A 21,714-nucleotide genomic window follows, 5' to 3' on the forward strand; every position below is an offset into this window, starting at 1 on the left:
TCTTTGGTAGAAAGTTGCATATTGCATGCAGAGTTTTGCGAGTAGTACTATTTTTTTAATGGATAAAAAGAAAGGGCCAATTGGCCCTTTTTAATGATGAATTACTCACAACTCACTGAGTTAGTTGAAGTAATTTGAGGTTTGTTGCTTTTATTATTTGAAGCGCATCGAAAGATCCATCGCTTTTAGATGCTTAGTCAAAGCGCCTACCGAAATGTAATCGACACCGGTTTCTGCGTATTCTGCGATGGTCTCTAGCGTAATGTTACCAGAGTTCTCTAGAGCAGCACGACCTGCGTTAATCGCTACGGCTTCACGCATCATTTCTTTTGTGAAGTTATCGAGCATGATGATGTCGGCACCAGCGTCTATCGCTAGTTTCAACTCTTCTAAGCTTTCCGTTTCTACTTCTACTGGCTTGCCTGGGTTAAGCTCTTTCGCTTTTTGGATCGCTTGAGTAATACCGCCACAAGCAATGATGTGGTTTTCTTTAATAAGGTAAGCGTCGAACACACCGATGCGATGGTTAAAGCCACCACCGCACGTCACGGCGTATTTTAGTGCGCTACGCAGACCAGGAATGGTTTTGCGTGTGTCTAGTAGACGACACTCAGTATGCGCGATTTTTTCAGCGTACTCTGCGGTAACTGTTGCGCAGCCAGACAGCGTTTGGATGAAGTTCATTGCGTTACGCTCACCAGTTAACAAGTCACGAGCAGGGCCTGTCAGCGTACAAAGGGTTTGGTTAGGTTCGACTTTATCGCCGTCCTTTACGTGCCATTCAATGCTGACCTTACCACCGAGCTGTTTAAAAACTTCATCAGCCCATGCTTGACCACAGAACACACCATGCTCGCGAGTAATAATCGTTGCGGTATTAACTGCCTCGGCAGGGATCAAAGATGCAGTAATGTCGTTATCTACGTCGACACTGCCACCTAGATCTTCTTTTAAGGTATCAGCGACAGAGCGAGTGATCTCTAAAGGGAGTTGTTGTTTAAGGTATTCTAGGCGTTCTTGAATGTTGTGTGTGTTCTTCATCGCAAATCTTGTCTTGAAAGGGAGATGGCAACGGATGATACTCTCCGGTGTCAATAATTTCAGCAGTTAATTTGCAAAGAAGAGAGGTTGATATGCGCCCAATTATCGAGAATGGCTGGCTGACACAGGCAAAGCATGTTCCGTCACCATTTTTTGATGCCCGCTCTGATATAAACGACATCTCTCTGCTGGTGGTACACAACATCAGTTTGCCTCCTGGGCAGTTTGGTGGACCATATATAGAAGACTTCTTCACTGGCAAGCTAGACCCAAACGCACATCCATTTTTTGAAGTTATTCACAAAATGGGCGTTTCTGCACATTGCTTGATTAAGAGAAACGGCGAGGTTGTTCAATTTGTTTCTTTTCTCGATAGAGCATGGCATGCCGGTCAATCCAGTTTCGCGGGCAGGGAGCGTTGTAATGACTATTCCATTGGTATCGAGCTTGAAGGGACAGAATTTACTGCCTACACAGAAGCGCAATATCAATCACTTGCAGAGATCACTGAGGTAATTATGCAGTCTTATCCCCACATCACCCTGCCACGAATTACCGGTCATCAATATATTGCGCCCTTGAGAAAAAGCGATCCTGGTCTAAGCTTTGATTGGGTGAAATATAGACAGCTTATACAGCGTTGATTTGTAGCGAAAGTGTAAATTCAAAAAAGCGAAATAAATAAGGCATACGATCAGGTATGCCTTTTTTTGATACCAGAAATATTAATGATTGTTAAAAGTTAACTACATTTTTACGCTCGTATACGCCATTTTGGTGAAGAAATAGACTGATAATTTTGTCATTTTCTGTATTTCTTTTCCAAAATTGCTAGCACGTCGACTTCCCATTTGTATGCTTTATGTAATTGGTCATACCAATTCTATTGCTGTTTTAACAGTCGATTGTTATCAGAGTGTTGGAAGTAAGCTCGTTCTATGATTTAGGTCAATTTTCGGCTGGACAGTGGCGTTTTAATTATGTTAATTTCTGCACCAACTTAAAATTGGTATTACCAATTACCTGCAAGAGTAGAAGAACAATAAATTATGGCTTATCAAAGGATTCGTCAGCCAAAACTCTCTGATGTTATAGAACAAGAGTTAGAAAGGTTGATAGTGGAAGGAACATTGTCTCCGGGGCAACAACTGCCTCCAGAGCGTGAACTGGCAAAACAGTTCGATGTGTCTCGTCCTTCCGTCCGAGAAGCCATTCAACGCTTGGAAGCGAAGCGTTTGTTGACTCGTCGCCAAGGTGGCGGAACATTCGTAAGTGAGAATATCTGGAAGAGCTTTTCAGATCCCTTGTTGAATTTGTTGTCTAGTCATTCTGAAACCCAGCTTGATGTGCTTGAGTCTCGTCATGCAATGGAAGGAATTTCAGCTTACTTTGCAGCTTTACGTGGTACCGAAGAAGATTTTGCGCGTATTCAAGGTTGCCTTGAGCGCATTAGCCAAGAGCAAGCAAACAACGATATCGAAGCTGAATCTGCAGAAGTGATGCAATTTTTGATCGCTTTGACAGAAGCCGCGCACAACGTGGTTTTGTTGCACATTGTTCGAAGCTTAGCGCCTTTGCTTGAGCAAAATATTCTACAAAATTTTAAATTACTACGTCGCCGCCCAGAAGCGGTCGAGAAAGTCAGTAAACACCGAGCCAATATCGTGGATGCGATTGTTTCTGGTCAGCCTGAAAAGGCGCGAGAAATGTCCCACTCGCACTTGGCTTACATCGAAGAAACATTGTTGGATTTGACTCGAGAAGAGTCTCGACGAGAGCGTTCTCTACGTCGAATTCAGCAGGGTAATGACTCGTAAGAGCGTTACTTAAATAAGTAGATCCAACCAACAGAAGGATAGATCGCCATGTCTGATATGAAGCATGACGTAGATGCACTGGAAACTCAAGAATGGCTACAAGCGCTTGAGTCAGTTGTACGTGAAGAAGGTCTAGAGCGTGCTCAATTCCTATTAGAGCAAGTTCTAGATAAAGCACGTCTAGACGGTGTTGATATGCCAACAGGTATCACAACTAACTACATCAACACGATTCCTGCAGACCAAGAACCAGCATACCCAGGTGACACAACACTTGAGCGTCGTATTCGCTCAATTATTCGTTGGAACGCTATCATGATCGTTCTACGTGCATCTAAGAAAGACCTAGAGCTAGGCGGCCACATGGCGTCTTTCCAGTCTTCTGCTGCGTTCTACGAGACATGTTTCAACCACTTCTTCCGTGCGCCAAACGAGAAGGACGGTGGCGACCTAGTTTACTACCAAGGTCACATTTCACCAGGTATCTACTCACGTGCATTCGTTGAAGGTCGTCTAACTGAAGAGCAGCTAGACAACTTCCGTCAAGAAGTAGACGGCAAAGGTATTCCTTCATACCCGCACCCTAAACTGATGCCTGAATTCTGGCAGTTCCCGACAGTATCGATGGGCCTAGGTCCAATCGCTTCTATCTACCAAGCTCGTTTCCTTAAGTACCTAGAAGGCCGTGGTCTTAAAGATACTTCAGAGCAGCGCGTTTACGCGTTCCTAGGTGACGGTGAGATGGATGAGCCAGAATCACGTGGTGCTATCTCTTTCGCTGCGCGTGAGAAACTAGACAACCTATGTTTCCTAATCAACTGTAACCTACAGCGTCTAGATGGCCCTGTAATGGGTAACGGTAAGATCATTCAAGAACTTGAAGGTCTGTTCAAAGGTGCTGGTTGGAACGTAGTGAAAGTAATCTGGGGTAACAACTGGGATTCACTACTAGCTAAAGATACTTCTGGTAAGCTTCTACAGCTTATGAACGAAACGATCGATGGCGACTACCAAACATTCAAATCAAAAGATGGCGCGTACGTACGTGAGCACTTCTTTGGTAAGTACCCAGAGACAGCGGCACTTGTTGCTGACATGACCGATGACGAAATCTTCGCACTTAAGCGTGGTGGCCACGAGTCTTCTAAGCTATACGCGGCATACAAAAACGCGGCAGAAACTAAAGGTCGTCCAACAGTAATCCTAGCGAAGACTGTTAAAGGTTACGGCATGGGTGAAGCGGCTGAAGGTAAGAACATCGCGCACCAAGTTAAGAAGATGGACATGACTCACGTACTACACCTACGTGATCGTCTAGGTCTTCAAGACATCCTAACTGACGAAGCTGTGAAAGAACTTCCGTACCTGAAACTTGAAGAAGGTTCAAAAGAGTACGAATACCTACACGCTCGTCGTAAAGCGCTACACGGCTACACACCACAGCGTCTACCAAAATTCACTCAAGAATTCATCGTTCCTGAGCTAGAAGAATTCAAGCCACTACTAGAAGAACAGAAGCGTGATATCTCTTCTACTATGGCATTCGTACGTGCACTAAACGTTCTACTTAAGAACAAGAACATTGGTAAGAACATCGTTCCTATCATTGCTGACGAAGCGCGTACATTCGGTATGGAAGGTCTGTTCCGTCAAATCGGTATCTACAACCCGCACGGCCAAACTTACACACCAGAAGACCGTGGCGTTGTTTCTTACTACAAAGAAGCGACTTCAGGTCAGGTTCTACAAGAAGGTATCAACGAGCTAGGTGCTATGTCTTCATGGGTTGCTGCTGCGACTTCATACTCGACAAACGACCTACCAATGATTCCGTTCTACATCTACTACTCAATGTTCGGCTTCCAACGTGTTGGCGACATGGCGTGGATGGCTGGTGACCAACAAGCACGTGGTTTCCTACTAGGTGCAACTGCGGGTCGTACAACGTTGAACGGTGAAGGTCTACAGCACGAAGACGGCCACTCGCACATTTTGGCGGGTACGGTTCCTAACTGTATTTCTTACGACCCAACATTCGCGTACGAAGTAGCAGTAATCATGCAAGACGGTATCCGTCGCATGTACGGTCCAGAACAAGAAAACGTGTTCTACTACCTAACGCTAATGAACGAAAACTACGCAATGCCAGCAATGCCAGAAGGCGCTGAAGAAGGCATCCGTAAAGGTATCTACAAGCTAGAAACTTACACTGGCGACAAAGCGAAAGTTCAGCTAATGAGCTCTGGTACTATCATGAATGAAGTACGTAAAGCAGCTCAAATCCTAAGCGAAGATTACGGTGTTGCTTCTGATGTTTACTCTGTAACGTCATTCAACGAACTAACTCGCGATGGTCAAGATGCAGAGCGTTTCAACATGCTTCACCCAGAAGCGGAAGCAAAAGTACCTTACATCCAAACAGTAATGGGTACGGAACCTGCTATCGCAGCAACTGACTACATGAAGAACTACGCAGAGCAGGTTCGTGCATACATTCCTGCTGAGTCTTTCAAAGTGCTTGGTACTGATGGCTTCGGTCGTTCAGACAGCCGTGAAAACCTACGTCGTCACTTCGAAGTGAACGCAGGTTACGTAGTAGTAGCAGCGCTAACTGAACTAGCGAAACGTGGCGAAGTTGAGAAATCTGTAGTTGCAGAAGCAATTAAGAAATTCGACATCGACACAGAGAAAACAAACCCGCTATACGCTTAATTAAGAAGGTAGATAAGAAATGGCAATCGAAATTAATGTACCAGACATCGGTGCGGATGAGGTTGAAGTTACTGAGATTCTTGTAAGCGTTGGCGACAAGGTTGAAGAAGAGCAGTCTCTGATCACAGTTGAAGGCGATAAAGCTTCTATGGAAGTTCCTGCTTCTCAAGCGGGTATCGTTAAAGAAATCAAAGTTGCAGAAGGCGACAAGGTTTCTACTGGTTCTCTAATCATGATTTTCGAAGCCGAGGGTGCAGCTGACGCTGCACCTGCTCCTGCGGCAGAAGCAGCTCCAGCAGCCGCTCCAGCTCCAGCAGCAGCGGCAGAACTAAAAGAAGTTCACGTACCAGACATCGGTGGTGATGAAGTAGAAGTTACTGAAATCATGGTTGCTGTTGGCGACAGCATCGAAGAAGAGCAATCTCTTCTAACTGTTGAAGGCGACAAAGCTTCTATGGAAGTTCCAGCGCCATTCGCAGGTACTCTAAAAGAGATCAAAGTTGCAGCAGGCGATAAAGTATCGACTGGCTCACTTATCATGGTATTCGAAACAGCAGGTTCAGGTGCTCCAGCAGCACCAGCACCAGCGGCAGCTGAAGCTCCTGCGGCAGCAGCACCAGCAGCGTCTGCGGCAAAAGAAGTGAACGTTCCAGATATCGGCGGCGACGAAGTTGAAGTTACTGAGATCATGGTTGCCGTTGGCGACACAGTGGAAGAAGAGCAATCTCTAATCACTGTTGAAGGTGACAAAGCTTCTATGGAAGTTCCTGCACCATTTGCTGGTACGGTTAAAGAAATCAAGATTGCAGCTGGCGACAAAGTGTCTACTGGCTCACTAATCATGGTATTCGAAGTGGCGGGCGCAGCACCTGCTCCTGCAGCGGCTCCAGCTCAAGCGGCAGCACCTGCAGCTCCAGCTCCTAAAGCAGAAGCTCCAGCGGCAGCAGCTCCAGCAGCGACTGGCGATTTCAAAGAGAACGACGAGTACGCTCACGCGTCTCCAGTTGTTCGTCGTCTAGCGCGTGAATTTGGCGTTAACCTTTCTAAGGTTAAAGGTTCTGGTCGTAAGAGCCGTATCCTAAAAGAAGACGTTCAAGCTTACGTGAAAGATGCACTTAAGCGTCTTGAGTCTGGCGCAGGTGCAGCAGCATCTGGTAAAGGCGACGGCGCGGCTCTTGGTCTACTACCATGGCCAAAAGTGGACTTCAGCAAGTTTGGTGAGACAGAAGTTCAACCGCTATCTCGCATTAAGAAGATCTCTGGTGCAAACCTACACCGTAACTGGGTAATGATCCCGCACGTTACACAGTGGGATAACGCAGACATCACGGCTCTTGAAGCATTCCGTAAAGAGCAAAACGCGATTGAAGCGAAGAAAGACACTGGCATGAAGATCACGCCACTTGTGTTCATCATGAAAGCGGTAGCTAAAGCGCTTGAAGCGTTCCCAGCGTTCAACTCTTCTCTATCAGAAGACGGTGAGAGCCTAATTCTGAAGAAATACGTGAATGTTGGTATCGCGGTAGATACACCAAACGGTCTTGTTGTTCCGGTATTTAAAGACGTGAACAAGAAAGGCATCTACGAGCTATCTGAAGAGCTAATGGCTGTTTCTAAGAAAGCACGTGCAGGTAAGCTAACTGCTGCTGACATGCAAGGTGGCTGTTTCACTATCTCTAGCCTAGGCGGTATCGGCGGTACGGCGTTTACTCCAATCGTAAACGCGCCAGAAGTTGGTATCCTAGGTGTGTCTAAGTCAGAAATGAAACCGGTATGGAACGGTAAAGAGTTCGAACCGCGTCTACAACTTCCACTGTCTCTATCATACGACCACCGTGTGATCGATGGTGCTGAAGGTGCGCGCTTCATCACTTACCTAAACTCATGTCTATCTGACATTCGTCGTCTAGTTCTGTAATAGAAATTAGATGAATGAGAGGCGGCAACTTAGCCGCCTCTGCTAATCATAATTACCGACAATTTGGTTATCAGCCTTGCTTCGTTCAGGGTTTTCACAATCGAATTGTTGTCTAGCTCACAGGCTAAATTGATTTACTTTTCACACCATTAACATCTCTGTAAACTGTTAGCGGTCTGAAAATAACTGTTTAAAACAAATCTCTCTTAAACATAAAAAATCGATACCCACTCAGCCTGTTAGGGATAATGACTACAAGAGGTCAAAATGAGCAAAGAAATTAAAGCCCAAGTTGTTGTACTTGGTTCTGGTCCTGCTGGTTACTCCGCTGCATTCCGTTGTGCGGACTTAGGTCTTGAAACTGTACTAGTTGAACGTTACAGCACGCTTGGCGGTGTATGTCTGAACGTGGGTTGTATCCCATCTAAAGCACTGCTTCACGTTTCTAAAGTAATTGAAGAAGCGAAAGCGATGGCTGACCACGGCGTTGTGTTCGGTGAGCCTCAAACAGACATCAGCAAAATCCGCATCTGGAAAGAAAAAGTTGTTAACCAACTAACTGGCGGCCTAAGCGGCATGGCTAAGATGCGTAACGTTACAGTAGTTAACGGTTACGGTAAGTTCACTGGCCCTAACTCTATCCTTGTAGAAGGCGAAGGTGAGCCAACAGTTGTTAACTTTGACAACGCAATCGTTGCGGCTGGTTCTCGTCCAATCAAACTGCCATTTATCCCGCATGAAGACCCACGTATTTGGGACTCTACTGACGCTCTTGAACTAAAAGAAGTGCCAGAAAAACTGCTTATCATGGGTGGTGGTATCATCGGTCTAGAAATGGGTACGGTTTACCACTCTCTAGGTTCTAAAGTTGAAGTTGTTGAAATGTTTGACCAGGTAATTCCTGCAGCAGACAAAGATATCGTGAAAGTATTTACTAAGCGTATCAAAGACAAGTTCAAGCTAATGCTAGAAACGAAAGTTACAGCAGTTGAAGCAAAAGAAGACGGTATCTACGTTTCAATGGAAGGCAAGAAAGCGCCAGCTGAAGCTGAGCGTTACGATGCGGTTCTAGTTGCTATCGGTCGTGTACCAAATGGTAAGCTAATCGACGGTGAAAAAGCGGGTCTAGAAATTGACGAGCGTGGCTTCATTAACGTTGATAAGCAAATGCGTACTAACGTTCCTCACATCTTCGCGATCGGTGATATCGTTGGTCAACCAATGCTTGCTCACAAAGGTGTGCATGAAGGTCACGTAGCTGCTGAAGTTATCTCTGGTAAGAAGCACTACTTCGACCCTAAAGTTATCCCTTCAATTGCGTACACTGAGCCAGAAGTGGCTTGGGTTGGTAAGACTGAAAAAGAAGCGAAAGAAGAAGGCATCAAGTACGAAGTTGCAACATTCCCATGGGCAGCATCAGGTCGTGCAATCGCATCTGACTGTGCAGACGGTATGACTAAGCTAATCTTCGACAAAGAAACTCACCGCGTAATCGGTGGTGCTATCGTTGGTACTAACGGTGGTGAACTACTTGGTGAAATCGGCCTTGCAATTGAGATGGGCTGTGATGCAGAAGATATCGCTCTGACTATCCACGCTCACCCAACTCTACACGAGTCTGTAGGTCTAGCTGCTGAAGTATTTGAAGGTTCAATCACTGACCTGCCAAACAAAAAAGCAGTTAAGAAGAAGTAAGCTTTTTCTGACTGAATGATAGAAACCGCTGCATTGCAGCGGTTTTTTTATGTTTGCTGGGTAGGAATATAAACGTGTGCTCGGCTGACAGCAGACAATAAAAAGCCCACCAAACGGGTGGGCTGACATATATTGCGAGTTAAGCTTTAGTGTTCACGGTTGTAAATGCAAAGCATGTCTAAGTATGAACTAACAAGGTGCTTAAGTTCCGCTTCACTTTTTGCACGGTTCGCTTGGACAAACAGTGAGTAACAAATACCGTGGAACAAGTTTGCCAAGTGTTCTGAATCGTGCTGATCACACACTTCGCCACGTTCAATCGCTTTAATGAACATGTTTTGTACCAGCAACTGGTTAGTACGGTTAGTTGAAACAAACAATGGCCATACTTCGTCACGTGTTGAAGCACTCCACTCGAACCAAACTTTTAGCCAGTGACAATCTTGGCTGACAAGCTCGATCATCGCATTAGTAATATTGGCGATGTTTTCACGCGCGTGTAGGTCTAAGTCAATGTTATCCGATAGGAAGTTCGAGAACTGACGTACGACGTGGTTGAGTACTTCATCCACTAAGTCTTCACGAGTCGGGAAGTAGTTAAAAACGGTCGCCACAGAAACTTGAGCAATTTCTGCGATATCTGCATGACCACCACGACCGATGCCGCGGCGCGCAAACACTTCCAATGCGATTTCCATTAACTGTTGCTTACGCTTAATCGGGGAAAGCCTAGTTCTAGGTCTCTTTGCAATTGAGTCCATATCCATTTTCCTTGCCATTTGAGTTGATATTGGGGGTAACCCCCTAATTGATTATTTTAATAGTTGCTTAAAGCAGTGATGAGTGTAATGGTGCATATCAACAAGGTCAACATCTGTAGAACAATTTATATACAGTAATGTCATTATTATTGATAAAATTAGCTATGAACTTTATAAAACTAAGACCTTCTTCCAAGATTTTTTGGCAACAGGATGTGACTTTCAACCCAATGAACGTGGTGATACACTACACGCCGTAAGATTAGGTGATCGTTTGCGTGCGACTTACCTCAACCCACAAATTAGATTGAGCACAGTATGAAACATACAATAGAAGTCATGATTTCTGAGCAAGAAGTTCAGGAACGAGTTCGTGAATTAGGCAAACAAATTACAGAGCGTTATCAAGGTAGTGAAGATCTTGTGTTGGTAGGCTTATTGCGTGGCTCATTTGTATTTATGGCAGACTTGGCACGTGCTATCGAACTGACTCACCAAGTTGATTTTATGACAGCGTCAAGCTACGGCAACACAATGGAAAGTTCACGTGACGTTCGTATCTTGAAAGATTTGGATGATGACATCAAAGGCAAAGACATTTTGCTTGTTGAAGACATCATTGATACAGGTAACACACTAAATAAAATCCGTGAGATCTTATCGCTGCGTGAGCCGAAGTCTATCGCGATTTGTACGCTCCTAGATAAACCATCTCGTCGTGAAGTGAATGTTCCTGTGGATTGGATTGGTTTCGAAATCCCAGATGAGTTTGTCGTTGGTGTGGGTATTGATTACGCGCAGAAATACCGCCACTTACCATACATCGGTAAAGTTGTACCTCAAGAATAATCATTGAGAGCAGCATTAAAAATACAAAAAAACGCCCATCTTAGATGGGCGTTTTTTGTTCAACTTTTAGATGTAGCTTAGCGACAAAGCAGCTTATTGTCTGTATTTAGAATCGTCGAAAGGGCTTTCTGATAAGACGCTTCTACGGTTTCCTTAGAGTTAGAACGAATGCCTAAGTACTCTAAACGACCATCTTCAATGCCGTATACCACGCCATGAATTTCAACATCTTGCCCACGCTCCCAAGCGTTTTGCAAGATGGTTGAGTTACCCAAGTTGTACACTTGCTCTGCGACATTAAGCTCGCCTAGCTTATCCGCTCGATCTTGCTGCGGCATTTGATCTAGGTAAGTGCGGTGTTTGAAATAGATATCTCTGATATGTAACAGCCAATTATTAATAAGACCTAGCTTAGGGTTATCAATGGCTGCGTTCACGCCACCACAGCCATAGTGTCCACAGACAATGATGTGTTTAACCTTAAGAACGTCTACGGCGTATTGAACGACGGACAGACAGTTGAGATCAGTATGGATGACTTGGTTTGCAACATTCCGATGAACGAATAGTTCACCCGAGTATAGTCCGGTTAGTCGCTCGGCAGGGACACGGCTATCAGAACAGCCAATCCAAAGAAAATCGGGCTTTTGACCCTCTGCGAGTTTTGCGAAGTATTCAGGTCGATCAGATTTGATCTCTTGAGACCATTTTGAATTGTTTTCAAATAACTGTTTAATTTCCGGCATCTTGCAAACTACTTCCCTTAAAAGACAAAAGCGCTGCCGCTTATATGAACATGCAAGCGATCAGTGTTGTAACTATACACAATGTTACAATTTCGATCTCGTTAAATATTCGTCAGACAGGACTCATCTGACTAGTTTTCATCAATAAAAACGTAAAATTAGGCCTAATTATTTGTGGTGTGAATTTAGCCTTAATCTATTTATGGTTTAAATTTTCGCCTGGCTCGTTAAAGTAATGACATTTTACTTTTTAAAATTGAATGCAGGGAAATCAGCAGTGTTCGGTAGTCGTTTTGAAGATATTAATTTCAAAGGGGATGTATTTGGCGGGGTAACCACGGCGATTATCTCTCTTCCTTTGGCGTTAGCGTTCGGTGTTGCATCCGGTGCAGGGGCAGAAGCAGGCCTCTGGGGCGCAATAATGGTCGGTTTGTTTGCTTCGTTGTTTGGTGGTTCTAATACGTTAATATCAGAACCAACAGGGCCAATGACGGTAATCATGACCGCTGTGTTAACCAGTATGATGGCGAAGTATCCAGAAACGGGCATGGCCATGACTTTCACGGTTGTTATGATGGCTGGCGCGTTCCAAATCCTATTAGGGACGTTAAAACTGGGTAAATACGTTACCTTGATGCCTTATAGCGTGATTTCGGGCTTTATGTCAGGGATTGGCGTGATTCTTATCATTTTGCAGCTATCACCTTTGATGGGGCATGCCGCGCCTTCTGGAGGAGTGCTCGGAACATTATCTGCTTTGCCGGAGACTATTTCTAACCTTAAGTTCAGTGAACTGTTTTTAGGTCTACTAACTTTGGGGATTCTCTTTTTCTTCCCTAAGCAATATCGAAAATATGTACCAGCGCAACTCGTGGCGTTGGTTGCGGTGACTTTGTTGTCTGTGATGCTCTTTGATACGGAAGACATTCGTCGTATCGGTGAAATCCCGGCTGGATTGCCTTCTCTCGTTGCACCTCATATTGATCCAGATATGTTTGTTGAGATGGTTATTGATGCGTTGGTGCTCGGCACCTTAGGTTGTATCGATACTTTGTTGACGGCGGTTATCGGTGACTCCTTGACTCGTAAAGAGCACGACTCAGACAAAGAACTGCGAGGCCAAGGTCTTGCCAACATGATCTCAGGCTTGTTCGGTGCACTACCTGGCGCGGGCGCAACGATGGGCACGGTGACTAACATTCAAGTTGGGGCTCGTTCGCCATTGTCCGGTGTGATTCGTGCACTTATGCTTGCATTGGTCGTATTGGTTGCTGGTGGATTAACGGAGCCGATCCCAATGGCTGTGTTGGCTGGCATTGCAGTATATGTCGGCTTTAACATTTTGGATTGGAGTTTTATTCAACGAGCACACAAGGTTAGCTTTTCCGGAATGGCGGTAATGTATGGCGTTATGTTGCTAACAGTGTTCGTTGATCTTATCGTTGCCGTGGGCTTGGGCGTCTTTATTTCCAACATTATTATCATTGAGCGTCTGAGCCGAGAACAGGCGAGACAAGTGAAAGCGATCAGCGACGCGGATGAAGACGATGTGCCGCTAACTGACAGCGAGCGTGGCTTGCTTGATCGCGCCAATGGCAAAGTACTGTTCTTTTATCTTTCGGGCCCAATGATCTTCAGTGTTTCTAAGGCAATTTCACGCCAGCACTCCAGTATTTCGGATTATGATGTGATGATTCTCGATCTTACCGATGTACCTATGATTGATGTTACTGTCGGTTTAGCGTTAGAAAACGCGATTAAAGATGCGCTTGATGCTAATTGTGCCGTGTATTTTTTGTGTCCAAATGAGCGCACGCGAGAACAGCTAGAAAAGTTCCACGTCATTGATCTTGTCCCAAATGACAATATGTACCAATTCCGTTATGAAGCATTAAATGCGGCGGTAGCACATGTCGAGGCGGACCAGTATCAGCGTATAACGGCGTAATCACTCTGATCGTTAAAAACGCAACAGCGTTCTGTTGCGTTTTTTATTCCCTAACTTTTCCTTACTTGCAGATAACCTTTACGTTGATAGGGACTATATTTCCAACATTATCGAAAGGTTTAATTGTAATCATCGTTATTCAACGATAAACTGATGGACCTCCAGTACAATACCCAAGGCGATTTCGTAGTAAACCGCTGATAAACATCGAGTCGGTATTAGTAATCACAAACAAACGGCAATCAAGACCTTATGTACGCATTAGAAATTGAACAGCTGCGCAAGACGTATGCAGGTGGCTTTGAGGCGTTAAAAGGTATTAGTCTCCAAGTGAAAAAGGGTGACTTCTACGCGCTTCTGGGTCCCAATGGTGCAGGAAAATCGACCACGATCGGCATCATCTCCTCCTTAGTGAACAAAACTTCTGGGACGACGAAAGTTTTCGGTTATGACATTGATACCGACCTTGAGTTGGCCAAACAGAATTTAGGCTTGGTGCCACAAGAGTTCAACTTCAACCAGTTTGAAACCGTTGAGCAAATTGTGATGCAGCAAGCGGGCTATTACGGTGTGTCTAAAGTATTAGCCAAAGAACGAGCTGAAAAGTACCTGAAAAAACTCGATTTATGGGAAAAACGTAAAGAGCGTGCCCGTAATTTATCTGGCGGAATGAAGCGCCGTTTGATGATCGCCCGAGCTTTGATGCATGAGCCGCAGTTGCTCATTTTGGATGAACCAACGGCTGGGGTGGACATTGAACTACGCCGCTCAATGTGGGAATTTCTGAAAGAGATCAACCAAGAGCAAGGGATTACGATTATTTTGACGACGCACTACCTAGAAGAAGCGGAGATGCTGTGTCGAAATATCGGCATTATTAACCGAGGTGAGTTGATCGAAAACACCACCATGAAGGCGTTGCTAGGTAAGTTAAGCGTCGAGACATTTATCCTAGACATTGAATCTGAAGGCGAGGTGCCTGAGCTTGAAGGCGTCAATCGACAAAGTATTGTTGATGGCTCTTTAGAGATAGAGCTAGACAAAAGCCAAGGATTGAACTCAGTGTTCAGTCAGTTAACAGAGCATGGTATTAAAGTTCTTTCAATGCGTAATAAAGCCAACCGACTGGAAGAGTTGTTTGTCAGCATTGTAAGAGAAGGGAGTAAGTAAATGTACGGTTTATATTGGACGGCATTTCGTAGCTTGCTGAGCAAAGAGATCACCCGTTTTACACGCATTTGGGTGCAAACTTTAGTTCCGCCTGCAATCACAATGACACTGTATTTCATCATTTTCGGTAATCTTATTGGCTCTCGAATCGGTGAGATGAGCGGCTTTAGCTACATGGAGTACATAGTTCCAGGTTTGATCATGATGTCGGTTATCACCAATTCATACTCGAATGTGGCGTCTTCGTTCTTTAGTGCAAAACTACAGAAGAACATTGAAGAGCTGCTGGTGGCACCAGTGCCAAATTACGTGATTATTGCTGGATACGTAATGGGCGGTGTGACTCGAGGTTTGTTAGTTGGCGCTATTGTTACCTGTGTGTCTCTATTGTTTGTGGATCTGCAAGTTGAACACTGGGGCATTATTGTTGCGACCGTCTTCATGACATCCGTTGTATTTGCTCTAGGCGGGCTGATCAATGCGGTCTATGCAAAAACGTTTGATGATATTTCGATCATTCCTACATTTGTGTTGACCCCGTTAACCTACTTGGGTGGTGTTTTTTATTCCATCAGCTTACTGCCTGAATTTTGGCAAGGTGTCTCTAAGATTAACCCAATCGTCTACATGGTGAATGCGTTCCGTTATGGTTTTTTAGGCGTATCGGATGTGGGTATTGTCACCTCATTCAGTGTGCTTGCGGTGTTTGTGATAGCGCTGTATGCCGTGGCTCATTACTTAGTAACGAAAGGTATTGGGCTAAGAAGCTAAGACTCTCCCACACAACAAAGAGCAGCGAATCATGCTGCTCTTTGGCATGCATAACAATACACTCCCATACAATCTTTCGGTTTTTATCATGTTAGGTTTCAATCATTTGTAATAAATGAGTGATCCTATGAATATTGTCCCGCCGCCGCCTTTCTCCTATCAGTTACTTAAGCCCAAGTATTGGCCTGTTTGGCTAGCATTTGGCTCTCTAGCGGTCATTGTAAATCTACTCCCTTACGTGGTGTTGAAAGTTTTAGGTAGAGGCATCGGTTGTATTGCGATGCATGTAATGAAGCGCCGACACAAGATCGCTCTGCGTAATCTCCAGCTGTGTTTCCCTGATTTTACGGATTGGCAATGTAAGGACGTAGTACGAAAAAACTTTCAATATACGGGAATGGCGATCATCGAAACGGGCATAGCGTGGTTTTGGCCAGACTGGCGGATTCGTCGGATAACCTCTACTGTTGGAAAAGATCGTTTACTCGCTGAGGAAAAGAATGGCCGTGGTGTGTTGGTGGTGTGCAGTCACCATTTAAACTTGGAGATAACCGCTCGTATTTTTAGCCAGTTTGCCAAAGGTTATGGCGTTTATCGCCCAAATTCGAATCCTGCTTATGAGTTTATTCAACATCGAGGTCGAACTCGTTTTGGGCATCAAATGATTGATCGAAAAGACGTGAAATCAATGCTCAAAGTTCTGAAAAATGGTCATCGACTTTGGTATTTGCCCGACCATGATTATGGCGTCAGCCATTCTGTTTTTGCGCCGTTCTTTGCTGTTGAACAAGCCGCGAGTACCGTGGGATCTAGTGTGCTTATTGACGCAACAAATTGTGCGGTCATATCTGGCGTCACAGTGAGCAAGAATCACCATTACACGTTATATATTGGAAAAGATATCAGTGAGCGTTTCGAGAGGCGTAATGCGATTAAAGCGGCAAGTATCTTGAATCAAGAACTCGAGAAAATGATAAAACGTGATATTCCAGCGTGGATGTGGCTGCACAAGCGGTTTAAAACACGTCCTGAAGGATTAGATTGCGTCTATACGTAGAACATAAAAAAGGTCGACTAAGAGTCGACCTTTTTACGTCTTGATGGCTCAGAGCTTACTCTGCGCTCTCTGAGTTTGTATTACTAGACTCTGCTTCTTCCTTCGCTTCGACAACCATATCTACCGTTTGGTTATCGATAAGACGAGCTTTGCCTAAGAACGCAGACATCAGAATGACGGCTTGTGTCGTTTCTGGTGTGATCACTTGTAATGTACGAGCATCACGAATGAAGATCTCATCAGGGTGCAAACCTGCAGCTCGCAGTTGGTCGCTCGCATCTTCGATGACCGATGCGTAGTCATCACGGCCGCCACGAATGGCACTGCTGATCCAACGCATTGTACGAGCAAGTACTGGCGCACGTTGACGTTCGTCAAGTGTAAGCAGACCATTACGTGAGCTCATTGCTAAACCGTCCATTTCACGTACGGTTGGTACACCGATGATTTCAATGTCCATCGCAAGATCGACAACCATCTTGCGGATAACAGCAAGTTGTTGAAAATCTTTCTCACCAAAACAGGCCACATCTGGCTGAACGATGTTAAATAGCTTGTTTACGATGGTTGTGACGCCACGGAAATGACCAGGGCGTGAAGCCCCTTCTAAAATAGTCGATAGACCCGGAACATCAACAAACGTTTGTTTATCAAGCCCTTCAGGATAGATAACTTCTGGTGTCGGCGTAAATACCACATCGACCCCTTCAGAGGTTAACTTGCTTAAGTCTTCCTCTAGCGTACGCGGGTAATTATTTAAATCGTCTGCACGATCAAACTGCATCGGATTAACAAAGATGCTTACGACAACGATATCAGCGTATTCGCGTGCTTTACGCACTAAAGTTAAGTGACCTTCGTGAAGGTTGCCCATGGTTGGGACAAACGCAATTTTACGACCTTCACGTTTAAAGGTTTTAAGGTGTTCACGAACTGCTGAGATTTCCGCAAAAGTATGCATGCATTTATCCTCTAGGCAATGGTATGAGCGTCGTCTGGGAATACACCGTTGGCTACATCTTCAATGTATTTAGCAACGGCTTTGCGCATATCACCTGTTTCAGCAAGAAAGTTTTTGGAGAATTTCGGCATGTAGTTGGCAGAGATACCGAACATATCATGCATCACGAGAATTTGACCATCTGTCACGTTACCAGCTCCAATACCGATAACAGGCACGTCGAGCACTTGCGTAATACGCTCAGCAAGCTCAGCAGGCACGCACTCTAGTAAGACGATTTGAGCGCCTGCTTCTTGCAGTGCTAACGCATCTTTCACCATGCGGTCCGCTTTTTCTTGATCGCGACCTTGGACTTTGTAACCACCAAAAATATTCACGGCTTGAGGAGTTAAACCAAGGTGAGCACAAACTGGAACCGAGCGTTCAGTGAGCATTTTTACAGTGTCGACTAGCCAGTCACCACCTTCAATTTTCACCATATTGGCACCCGCACGCATCAGTGTAGCCGCATTTTCGCAAGCTTGCTCTGGCGTGGTGTAGCTCATGAATGGCATGTCAGCCATCAACAAACAATTTGGGCTACCTGCGCGTACGCAACGAGTATGGTAAGCGATATCATCGACCGTTACTGGCAGAGTATCGTTGTGACCTTGCAAAACCATACCTAGAGAATCACCAACAAGAAGTACTGGCATTTCTTGGCTTTCAAACAGTTGGGCAAAGCTCGCATCATAAGCGGTTGAAGTAGCAAATTTACGACCTTCTTGCTTCCACTTGATTAGGTCGTTGATGGTCATTTTTTTCATGGTTTTATCCTTACTAGGAGTTGGCTATGACTGCCAGATACTGAGGCCGTTTCTATCTACTTGTTCCAGTAGTTCAGAGACCTCGGTCCCATCGGGGAGTTGTAAACTTGGTGCAATTTCCGCAAGAGGGTAGAGTACGAATTCACGCTCTTTCATTCCATAATGAGGAATGATCAGCCTCTCGGAATTAATCACCTCATTGCCATAAAGAACAATGTCGAGGTCCAAGGTTCTTGGTCCCCAACGTTCGTCTTTACGGACACGCCCTTGTTCTTGCTCAATGGCTTGTGTGCAATCGAGCAACTCAAGAGGCGTCAAACTGGTGTTAATCGACACAACCGCATTGATGTAATTCGGTTGGTTTTGTGGTCCCATTGGCGTGCTGCTGTATAGCGAAGAAGCCTGAAGAAATTCTGATTTAGGCAGCGTTTTTAACGCTTCAATCGCTTGCTTCGCTTGGCTGACAGGATCAGCCAAGTTACTGCCTACCGCAATGTACGCTGTGATCATGACTTAGGCTTACTCTTTTTCTTGCGATAGGTTTTACGGCGGCGCTGACCACTCTTCGGTGATTGACCGTCTAGGTCGGCAGCCATTGCTTGACGCATTTCTCGGCCTGCATTTTGGAAAGTTTCCCACCACTTGGCAAGCTTCTGAGTGTCACCACCTTCAATTTCACCGCGCATTTCAAGAAAATCAAAGCCAGCTCTAAATTTATTGAGCTCCATCAGGCGGAATGCACGTTTACCGTTGCGTCGTGGAAGACGAAGCTGTAACTGCCAAATCTCGCGAATGGTTGCGGTGTGGCGTCTTGGAATGGCAATTGTACGAACTTGTTCATCAAGAATGATGTTACTCGCTTCCATAATAGCGTCGTAATGGCCTAGGTTGCGCTCTTCCATCAGTTCATCGGCTTTCGCACACAGTGGGTACCACAGCATTGCAGCAAACATAAATGCTGGATTGATGCGTTTCCCATCTTCGATGCGCATGTCAGTAGAATCCAACACGAGATCCAACATTTGCTCTGTGTAAGAGGAGTAATCTTCCGTGAAGTGCGCTGCAATCGTCGGGAAGAGTTGCTGGAATAGGTTGTACTCACGCAGTAGGTGGTAGGTTTCTAAGCCATGACCGGATTGCAATAACTTGAGTGACTCTTCAAAAAGACGCGCTGACGGAATGTCACCGAGCAACGGTGCCATGTGTTCGATTGGTGCCGCGGTGTCTTCTTCAATATCAAAGTCCAGTTTTACTGCGAAGCGAACCGCACGCAACATACGTACTGGATCTTCACGGTAGCGTGTTTCTGGATCGCCAATCAGCCGAATGAGGCGATCTTCTAAATCCTCAATACCACGTGCGTAGTCGTGAATCGAGTAATCCGCGATGTTGTAGTACATCGAGTTAATCGTGAAATCACGGCGCTCAGCATCTTCATCGATGGTGCCGTAGACATTGTCACGCAGCAGCATTCCTTCTTTCGATTGCTGAGAGATGCTCTTATTCTTTTGCTCTTGGTGGTGACCGCGGAATGTCGCTACTTCAATGATATCTCGGCCAAACATAATATGAGCCAAGCGGAAGCGGCGACCAATCAAACGGCAGTTACGAAATAGCTGTTTGATCTGTTCCGGCGTTGCGTTGGTCGCAATGTCAAAATCTTTTGGTTTCTGTCCAAGCAGTAAGTCTCGAACCCCGCCACCCACAAGAAAAGCATCGAAACCAGCACCATTTAGGCGGTACAGTACCTTCAGTGCATTATCACTGATCTGCTTACGCGAAATGTTGTGCTCTTCACGAGTTATTACATTGAGAGCGAGCTCTGGAATAGTGGCAGGTTCGCTTGGTGTATAGTCGTTTGTATTCATGTGCATCTGGCAATAACTGGGTTTAGTCCAATCTTGCTTTGGTTAGTTTTTGCGCCTCTAGGGCCTAATTTGCGGCTAATGATAGCCTACACAATGCCATTTGAGAATCACGGTGTGATCTCGATCTCTGTTGGAAGCTGTTCCAAGCGCCAGTTTTCGCAGCCCCAACGAAGAATCTCTTCTATGTTGGCCGCTTTTATGGCTTCAGGTATCTCGAAGCCCAAAAATGTCATGGCGCGTAATAGAGTAGGCTTTGGTGTCTCTATATCAATAGCCGTCGCGTGATTTTGTTTCGACAGTTTATTGCCGTTGTTGTCCATCGCCAATGGTAAATGCAAGTAGCTGACTTCAGGCTGCCCAAGTATCTGGTACAGACTGATTTGACGCCCTGTTGGCTCGATTAAGTCTGCACCACGCACGACTTCGGTGATGCCTTGGTCGATGTCGTCCAATACTACCGCAAGATTATAAGCAAATAATCCATCTCGACGTTTAATAATGAAATCTTCATTAACGAGTTGCTCTGGAATCTTAATTGTTCCACGCTTCTGATCGAAGAAATGAGCGACAGGCTTGGTCATTTTTAGGCGAATCGCGCCGTCTTTCAAGTTTTTATCGCGGCAAGTGCCAGGATAAAACCCGCCATGCTCTTTAATTTGCTTTCGAGTACATTGGCAATAATAGGCCTCACCATTTTCGAGCCATGTGTTTATTTGGGCTTGGTAAAGGTCATGACGTTCACTCTGGTATACCACCTCTCCATCCCAATACAGCTGATAGGCTTTGAGCGCATCTAGGATAAGTTGCGCCGCACCTGGCATTTCTCTTGGTGGGTCCAAGTCCTCAATACGTACTAACCAGGTTCCGTTGTGTGCTTTCGCTTGAAAATAGCTGCCAAGAGCGGCAATCAGTGAACCAAAATGTAAAGGACCAGAAGGAGATGGGGCGAATCGACCTACATAGCGTGTCATGCGTGTATCTCGAATTTAGTAAACAAATGGGATGCAAAGGTAGTCAAAACAAAAAGGGAGCCTGAGCTCCCTTCAATAATCATAATGCTTGGTTGATTAACCTTGCATTTGCTTCTCTTTGATTTCTGCAAGTGTTTTACAGTCAATACATAGGTCAGCGGTTGGACGTGCTTCAAGACGGCGAACGCCAATCTCTACGCCACAAGACTCACAGAAGCCAAAATCGTCTTCTTTGATTTTATCCAAAGTCTTTTCAATCTTCTTGATCAAACGGCGTTCGCGGTCGCGGTTACGCAGTTCTAGGCTGAACTCTTCCTCTTGAGAGGCGCGGTCAACTGGATCTGGGAAGTTTGCTGCTTCGTCCTGCATGTGGTGAACGGTACGATCCACTTCAGCTCTCAGCTGGTCGCGCCAAGCTGTTAAGATTTTCGTAAAGTGTTCAACCTGCTCTGGTGACATGTACTCTTCACCAGGTTTTTCCTGATATGGCTCCACGCCGGCAATGGCTAGGATGCCTATCGTTTTCTTCTTTGATTCTGGCATACAGCATCTCCTACTTACACCTAGTCAACTGCTACGCAGTCAATTTAAGGCGGGTATCTATAGCAAAAAGAGGCGGTGCA

General features: G+C 45.3%; 19 protein-coding genes. 10 read left to right on the forward strand and 9 right to left on the reverse strand.

From position 1 onward, the window contains the following. Positions 1-153 precede the first annotated feature (153 nt). Positions 154-1,041 (reverse strand): carboxylating nicotinate-nucleotide diphosphorylase, encoded by an 888-nt coding sequence (gene nadC, locus MSG33_RS12655; RefSeq protein ID WP_248381233.1) that lies wholly within the window; start codon positions 1,039-1,041, stop codon positions 154-156. A gap of 92 nt (positions 1,042-1,133) precedes the next feature. Here nadC and ampD point away from each other — a divergent pair, with 92 nt between their 5' ends. The 5 genes from ampD (at position 1,134) to lpdA (ending at position 9,183) form a co-directional block, all read left to right on the forward strand. Next, complete coding sequence (ampD, locus tag MSG33_RS12660; RefSeq protein WP_046875077.1) at positions 1,134-1,685, forward strand: 1,6-anhydro-N-acetylmuramyl-L-alanine amidase AmpD; 552 nt, start codon at positions 1,134-1,136, stop codon at positions 1,683-1,685. Positions 1,686-2,090: 405 nt separating this feature from the next. Next, positions 2,091-2,858 (forward strand): pyruvate dehydrogenase complex transcriptional repressor PdhR, encoded by a 768-nt coding sequence (pdhR, locus tag MSG33_RS12665; RefSeq protein WP_005379989.1) that lies wholly within the window; start codon positions 2,091-2,093, stop codon positions 2,856-2,858. A 48-nt stretch (positions 2,859-2,906) separates the two neighbouring features. Beyond that, positions 2,907-5,570: a pyruvate dehydrogenase (acetyl-transferring), homodimeric type gene (gene aceE, locus MSG33_RS12670; protein ID WP_005396679.1), complete on the forward strand. Its 2,664-nt coding sequence runs from the start codon at positions 2,907-2,909 to the stop codon at positions 5,568-5,570. A gap of 19 nt (positions 5,571-5,589) precedes the next feature. Next, the gene (gene aceF, locus MSG33_RS12675; protein WP_109169466.1) at positions 5,590-7,488 is read left to right on the forward strand and encodes a pyruvate dehydrogenase complex dihydrolipoyllysine-residue acetyltransferase; all 1,899 of its coding nucleotides are present in this window, start codon (positions 5,590-5,592) and stop codon (positions 7,486-7,488) included. A 267-nt stretch (positions 7,489-7,755) separates the two neighbouring features. Next, positions 7,756-9,183, forward strand: a complete 1,428-nt coding sequence (gene lpdA / locus MSG33_RS12680) for a dihydrolipoyl dehydrogenase (protein ID WP_005379993.1) — start codon at positions 7,756-7,758, stop codon at positions 9,181-9,183. Positions 9,184-9,329: 146 nt separating this feature from the next. Here lpdA and opaR read toward each other — a convergent pair whose 3' ends face one another. Then, positions 9,330-9,944, reverse strand: a complete 615-nt coding sequence (gene opaR / locus MSG33_RS12685) for a transcriptional regulator OpaR (RefSeq protein WP_031780576.1) — start codon at positions 9,942-9,944, stop codon at positions 9,330-9,332. A gap of 318 nt (positions 9,945-10,262) precedes the next feature. Here opaR and hpt point away from each other — a divergent pair, with 318 nt between their 5' ends. Beyond that, positions 10,263-10,793, forward strand: coding sequence for a hypoxanthine phosphoribosyltransferase (gene hpt / locus MSG33_RS12690; protein WP_005379995.1), 531 nt, complete (start codon positions 10,263-10,265; stop codon positions 10,791-10,793). A gap of 77 nt (positions 10,794-10,870) precedes the next feature. Here the strand turns inward: hpt and can are convergent, their stop codons facing one another. Continuing rightward, complete coding sequence (gene can, locus MSG33_RS12695; protein WP_005379996.1) at positions 10,871-11,539, reverse strand: carbonate dehydratase; 669 nt, start codon at positions 11,537-11,539, stop codon at positions 10,871-10,873. A gap of 277 nt (positions 11,540-11,816) precedes the next feature. Between can and MSG33_RS12700 the strand changes: the two genes are divergently transcribed. From MSG33_RS12700 to MSG33_RS12715, 4 genes are all read left to right on the forward strand, one after another. Continuing rightward, the gene (locus tag MSG33_RS12700; RefSeq protein ID WP_248381234.1) at positions 11,817-13,487 is read left to right on the forward strand and encodes a SulP family inorganic anion transporter; all 1,671 of its coding nucleotides are present in this window, start codon (positions 11,817-11,819) and stop codon (positions 13,485-13,487) included. Positions 13,488-13,739: 252 nt separating this feature from the next. Further along, positions 13,740-14,657 carry an ABC transporter ATP-binding protein gene (locus tag MSG33_RS12705; protein WP_005396713.1) on the forward strand — a complete coding sequence of 306 codons (918 nt, stop codon included), beginning with the start codon at positions 13,740-13,742 and terminating at the stop codon, positions 14,655-14,657. Then, entirely contained in the window at positions 14,658-15,428 is a 771-nt protein-coding gene (locus MSG33_RS12710) for an ABC transporter permease (RefSeq protein WP_005396714.1), read from the forward strand. Between the two features lie 127 nt (positions 15,429-15,555). After that, positions 15,556-16,485, forward strand: a complete 930-nt coding sequence (locus MSG33_RS12715; RefSeq protein WP_248381235.1) for a Kdo(2)-lipid IV(A) acyltransferase — start codon at positions 15,556-15,558, stop codon at positions 16,483-16,485. A gap of 55 nt (positions 16,486-16,540) precedes the next feature. On the opposite strand, the gene panC is transcribed toward MSG33_RS12715, so the two are convergent. From panC to dksA, 6 genes are all read right to left on the reverse strand, one after another. After that, the gene (panC, locus tag MSG33_RS12720; RefSeq protein WP_248381236.1) at positions 16,541-17,446 is read right to left on the reverse strand and encodes a pantoate--beta-alanine ligase; all 906 of its coding nucleotides are present in this window, start codon (positions 17,444-17,446) and stop codon (positions 16,541-16,543) included. A gap of 11 nt (positions 17,447-17,457) precedes the next feature. After that, complete coding sequence (gene panB, locus MSG33_RS12725; protein ID WP_005396718.1) at positions 17,458-18,252, reverse strand: 3-methyl-2-oxobutanoate hydroxymethyltransferase; 795 nt, start codon at positions 18,250-18,252, stop codon at positions 17,458-17,460. A 24-nt stretch (positions 18,253-18,276) separates the two neighbouring features. Further along, a complete protein-coding gene (folK, locus tag MSG33_RS12730; RefSeq protein WP_248381237.1) occupies positions 18,277-18,762 on the reverse strand; it encodes a 2-amino-4-hydroxy-6-hydroxymethyldihydropteridine diphosphokinase in 486 nt (161 codons plus the stop codon). Further along, positions 18,759-20,126: a polynucleotide adenylyltransferase PcnB gene (gene pcnB, locus MSG33_RS12735; RefSeq protein WP_005396721.1), complete on the reverse strand. Its 1,368-nt coding sequence runs from the start codon at positions 20,124-20,126 to the stop codon at positions 18,759-18,761. Before pcnB ends, folK begins: the two co-directional genes overlap by 4 nt. Before the next feature lie 101 nt (positions 20,127-20,227). Further along, complete coding sequence (gene gluQRS, locus MSG33_RS12740) at positions 20,228-21,091, reverse strand: tRNA glutamyl-Q(34) synthetase GluQRS (protein ID WP_248381238.1); 864 nt, start codon at positions 21,089-21,091, stop codon at positions 20,228-20,230. A gap of 96 nt (positions 21,092-21,187) precedes the next feature. Further along, positions 21,188-21,634 (reverse strand): RNA polymerase-binding protein DksA, encoded by a 447-nt coding sequence (gene dksA, locus MSG33_RS12745; RefSeq protein ID WP_005386584.1) that lies wholly within the window; start codon positions 21,632-21,634, stop codon positions 21,188-21,190. Positions 21,635-21,714 lie beyond the last annotated feature (80 nt).

It is taken from the genome of Vibrio sp. 1CM7H, from assembly GCF_023161645.1.
Classification (GTDB): Bacteria; Pseudomonadota; Gammaproteobacteria; order Enterobacterales; family Vibrionaceae; genus Vibrio; species Vibrio diabolicus.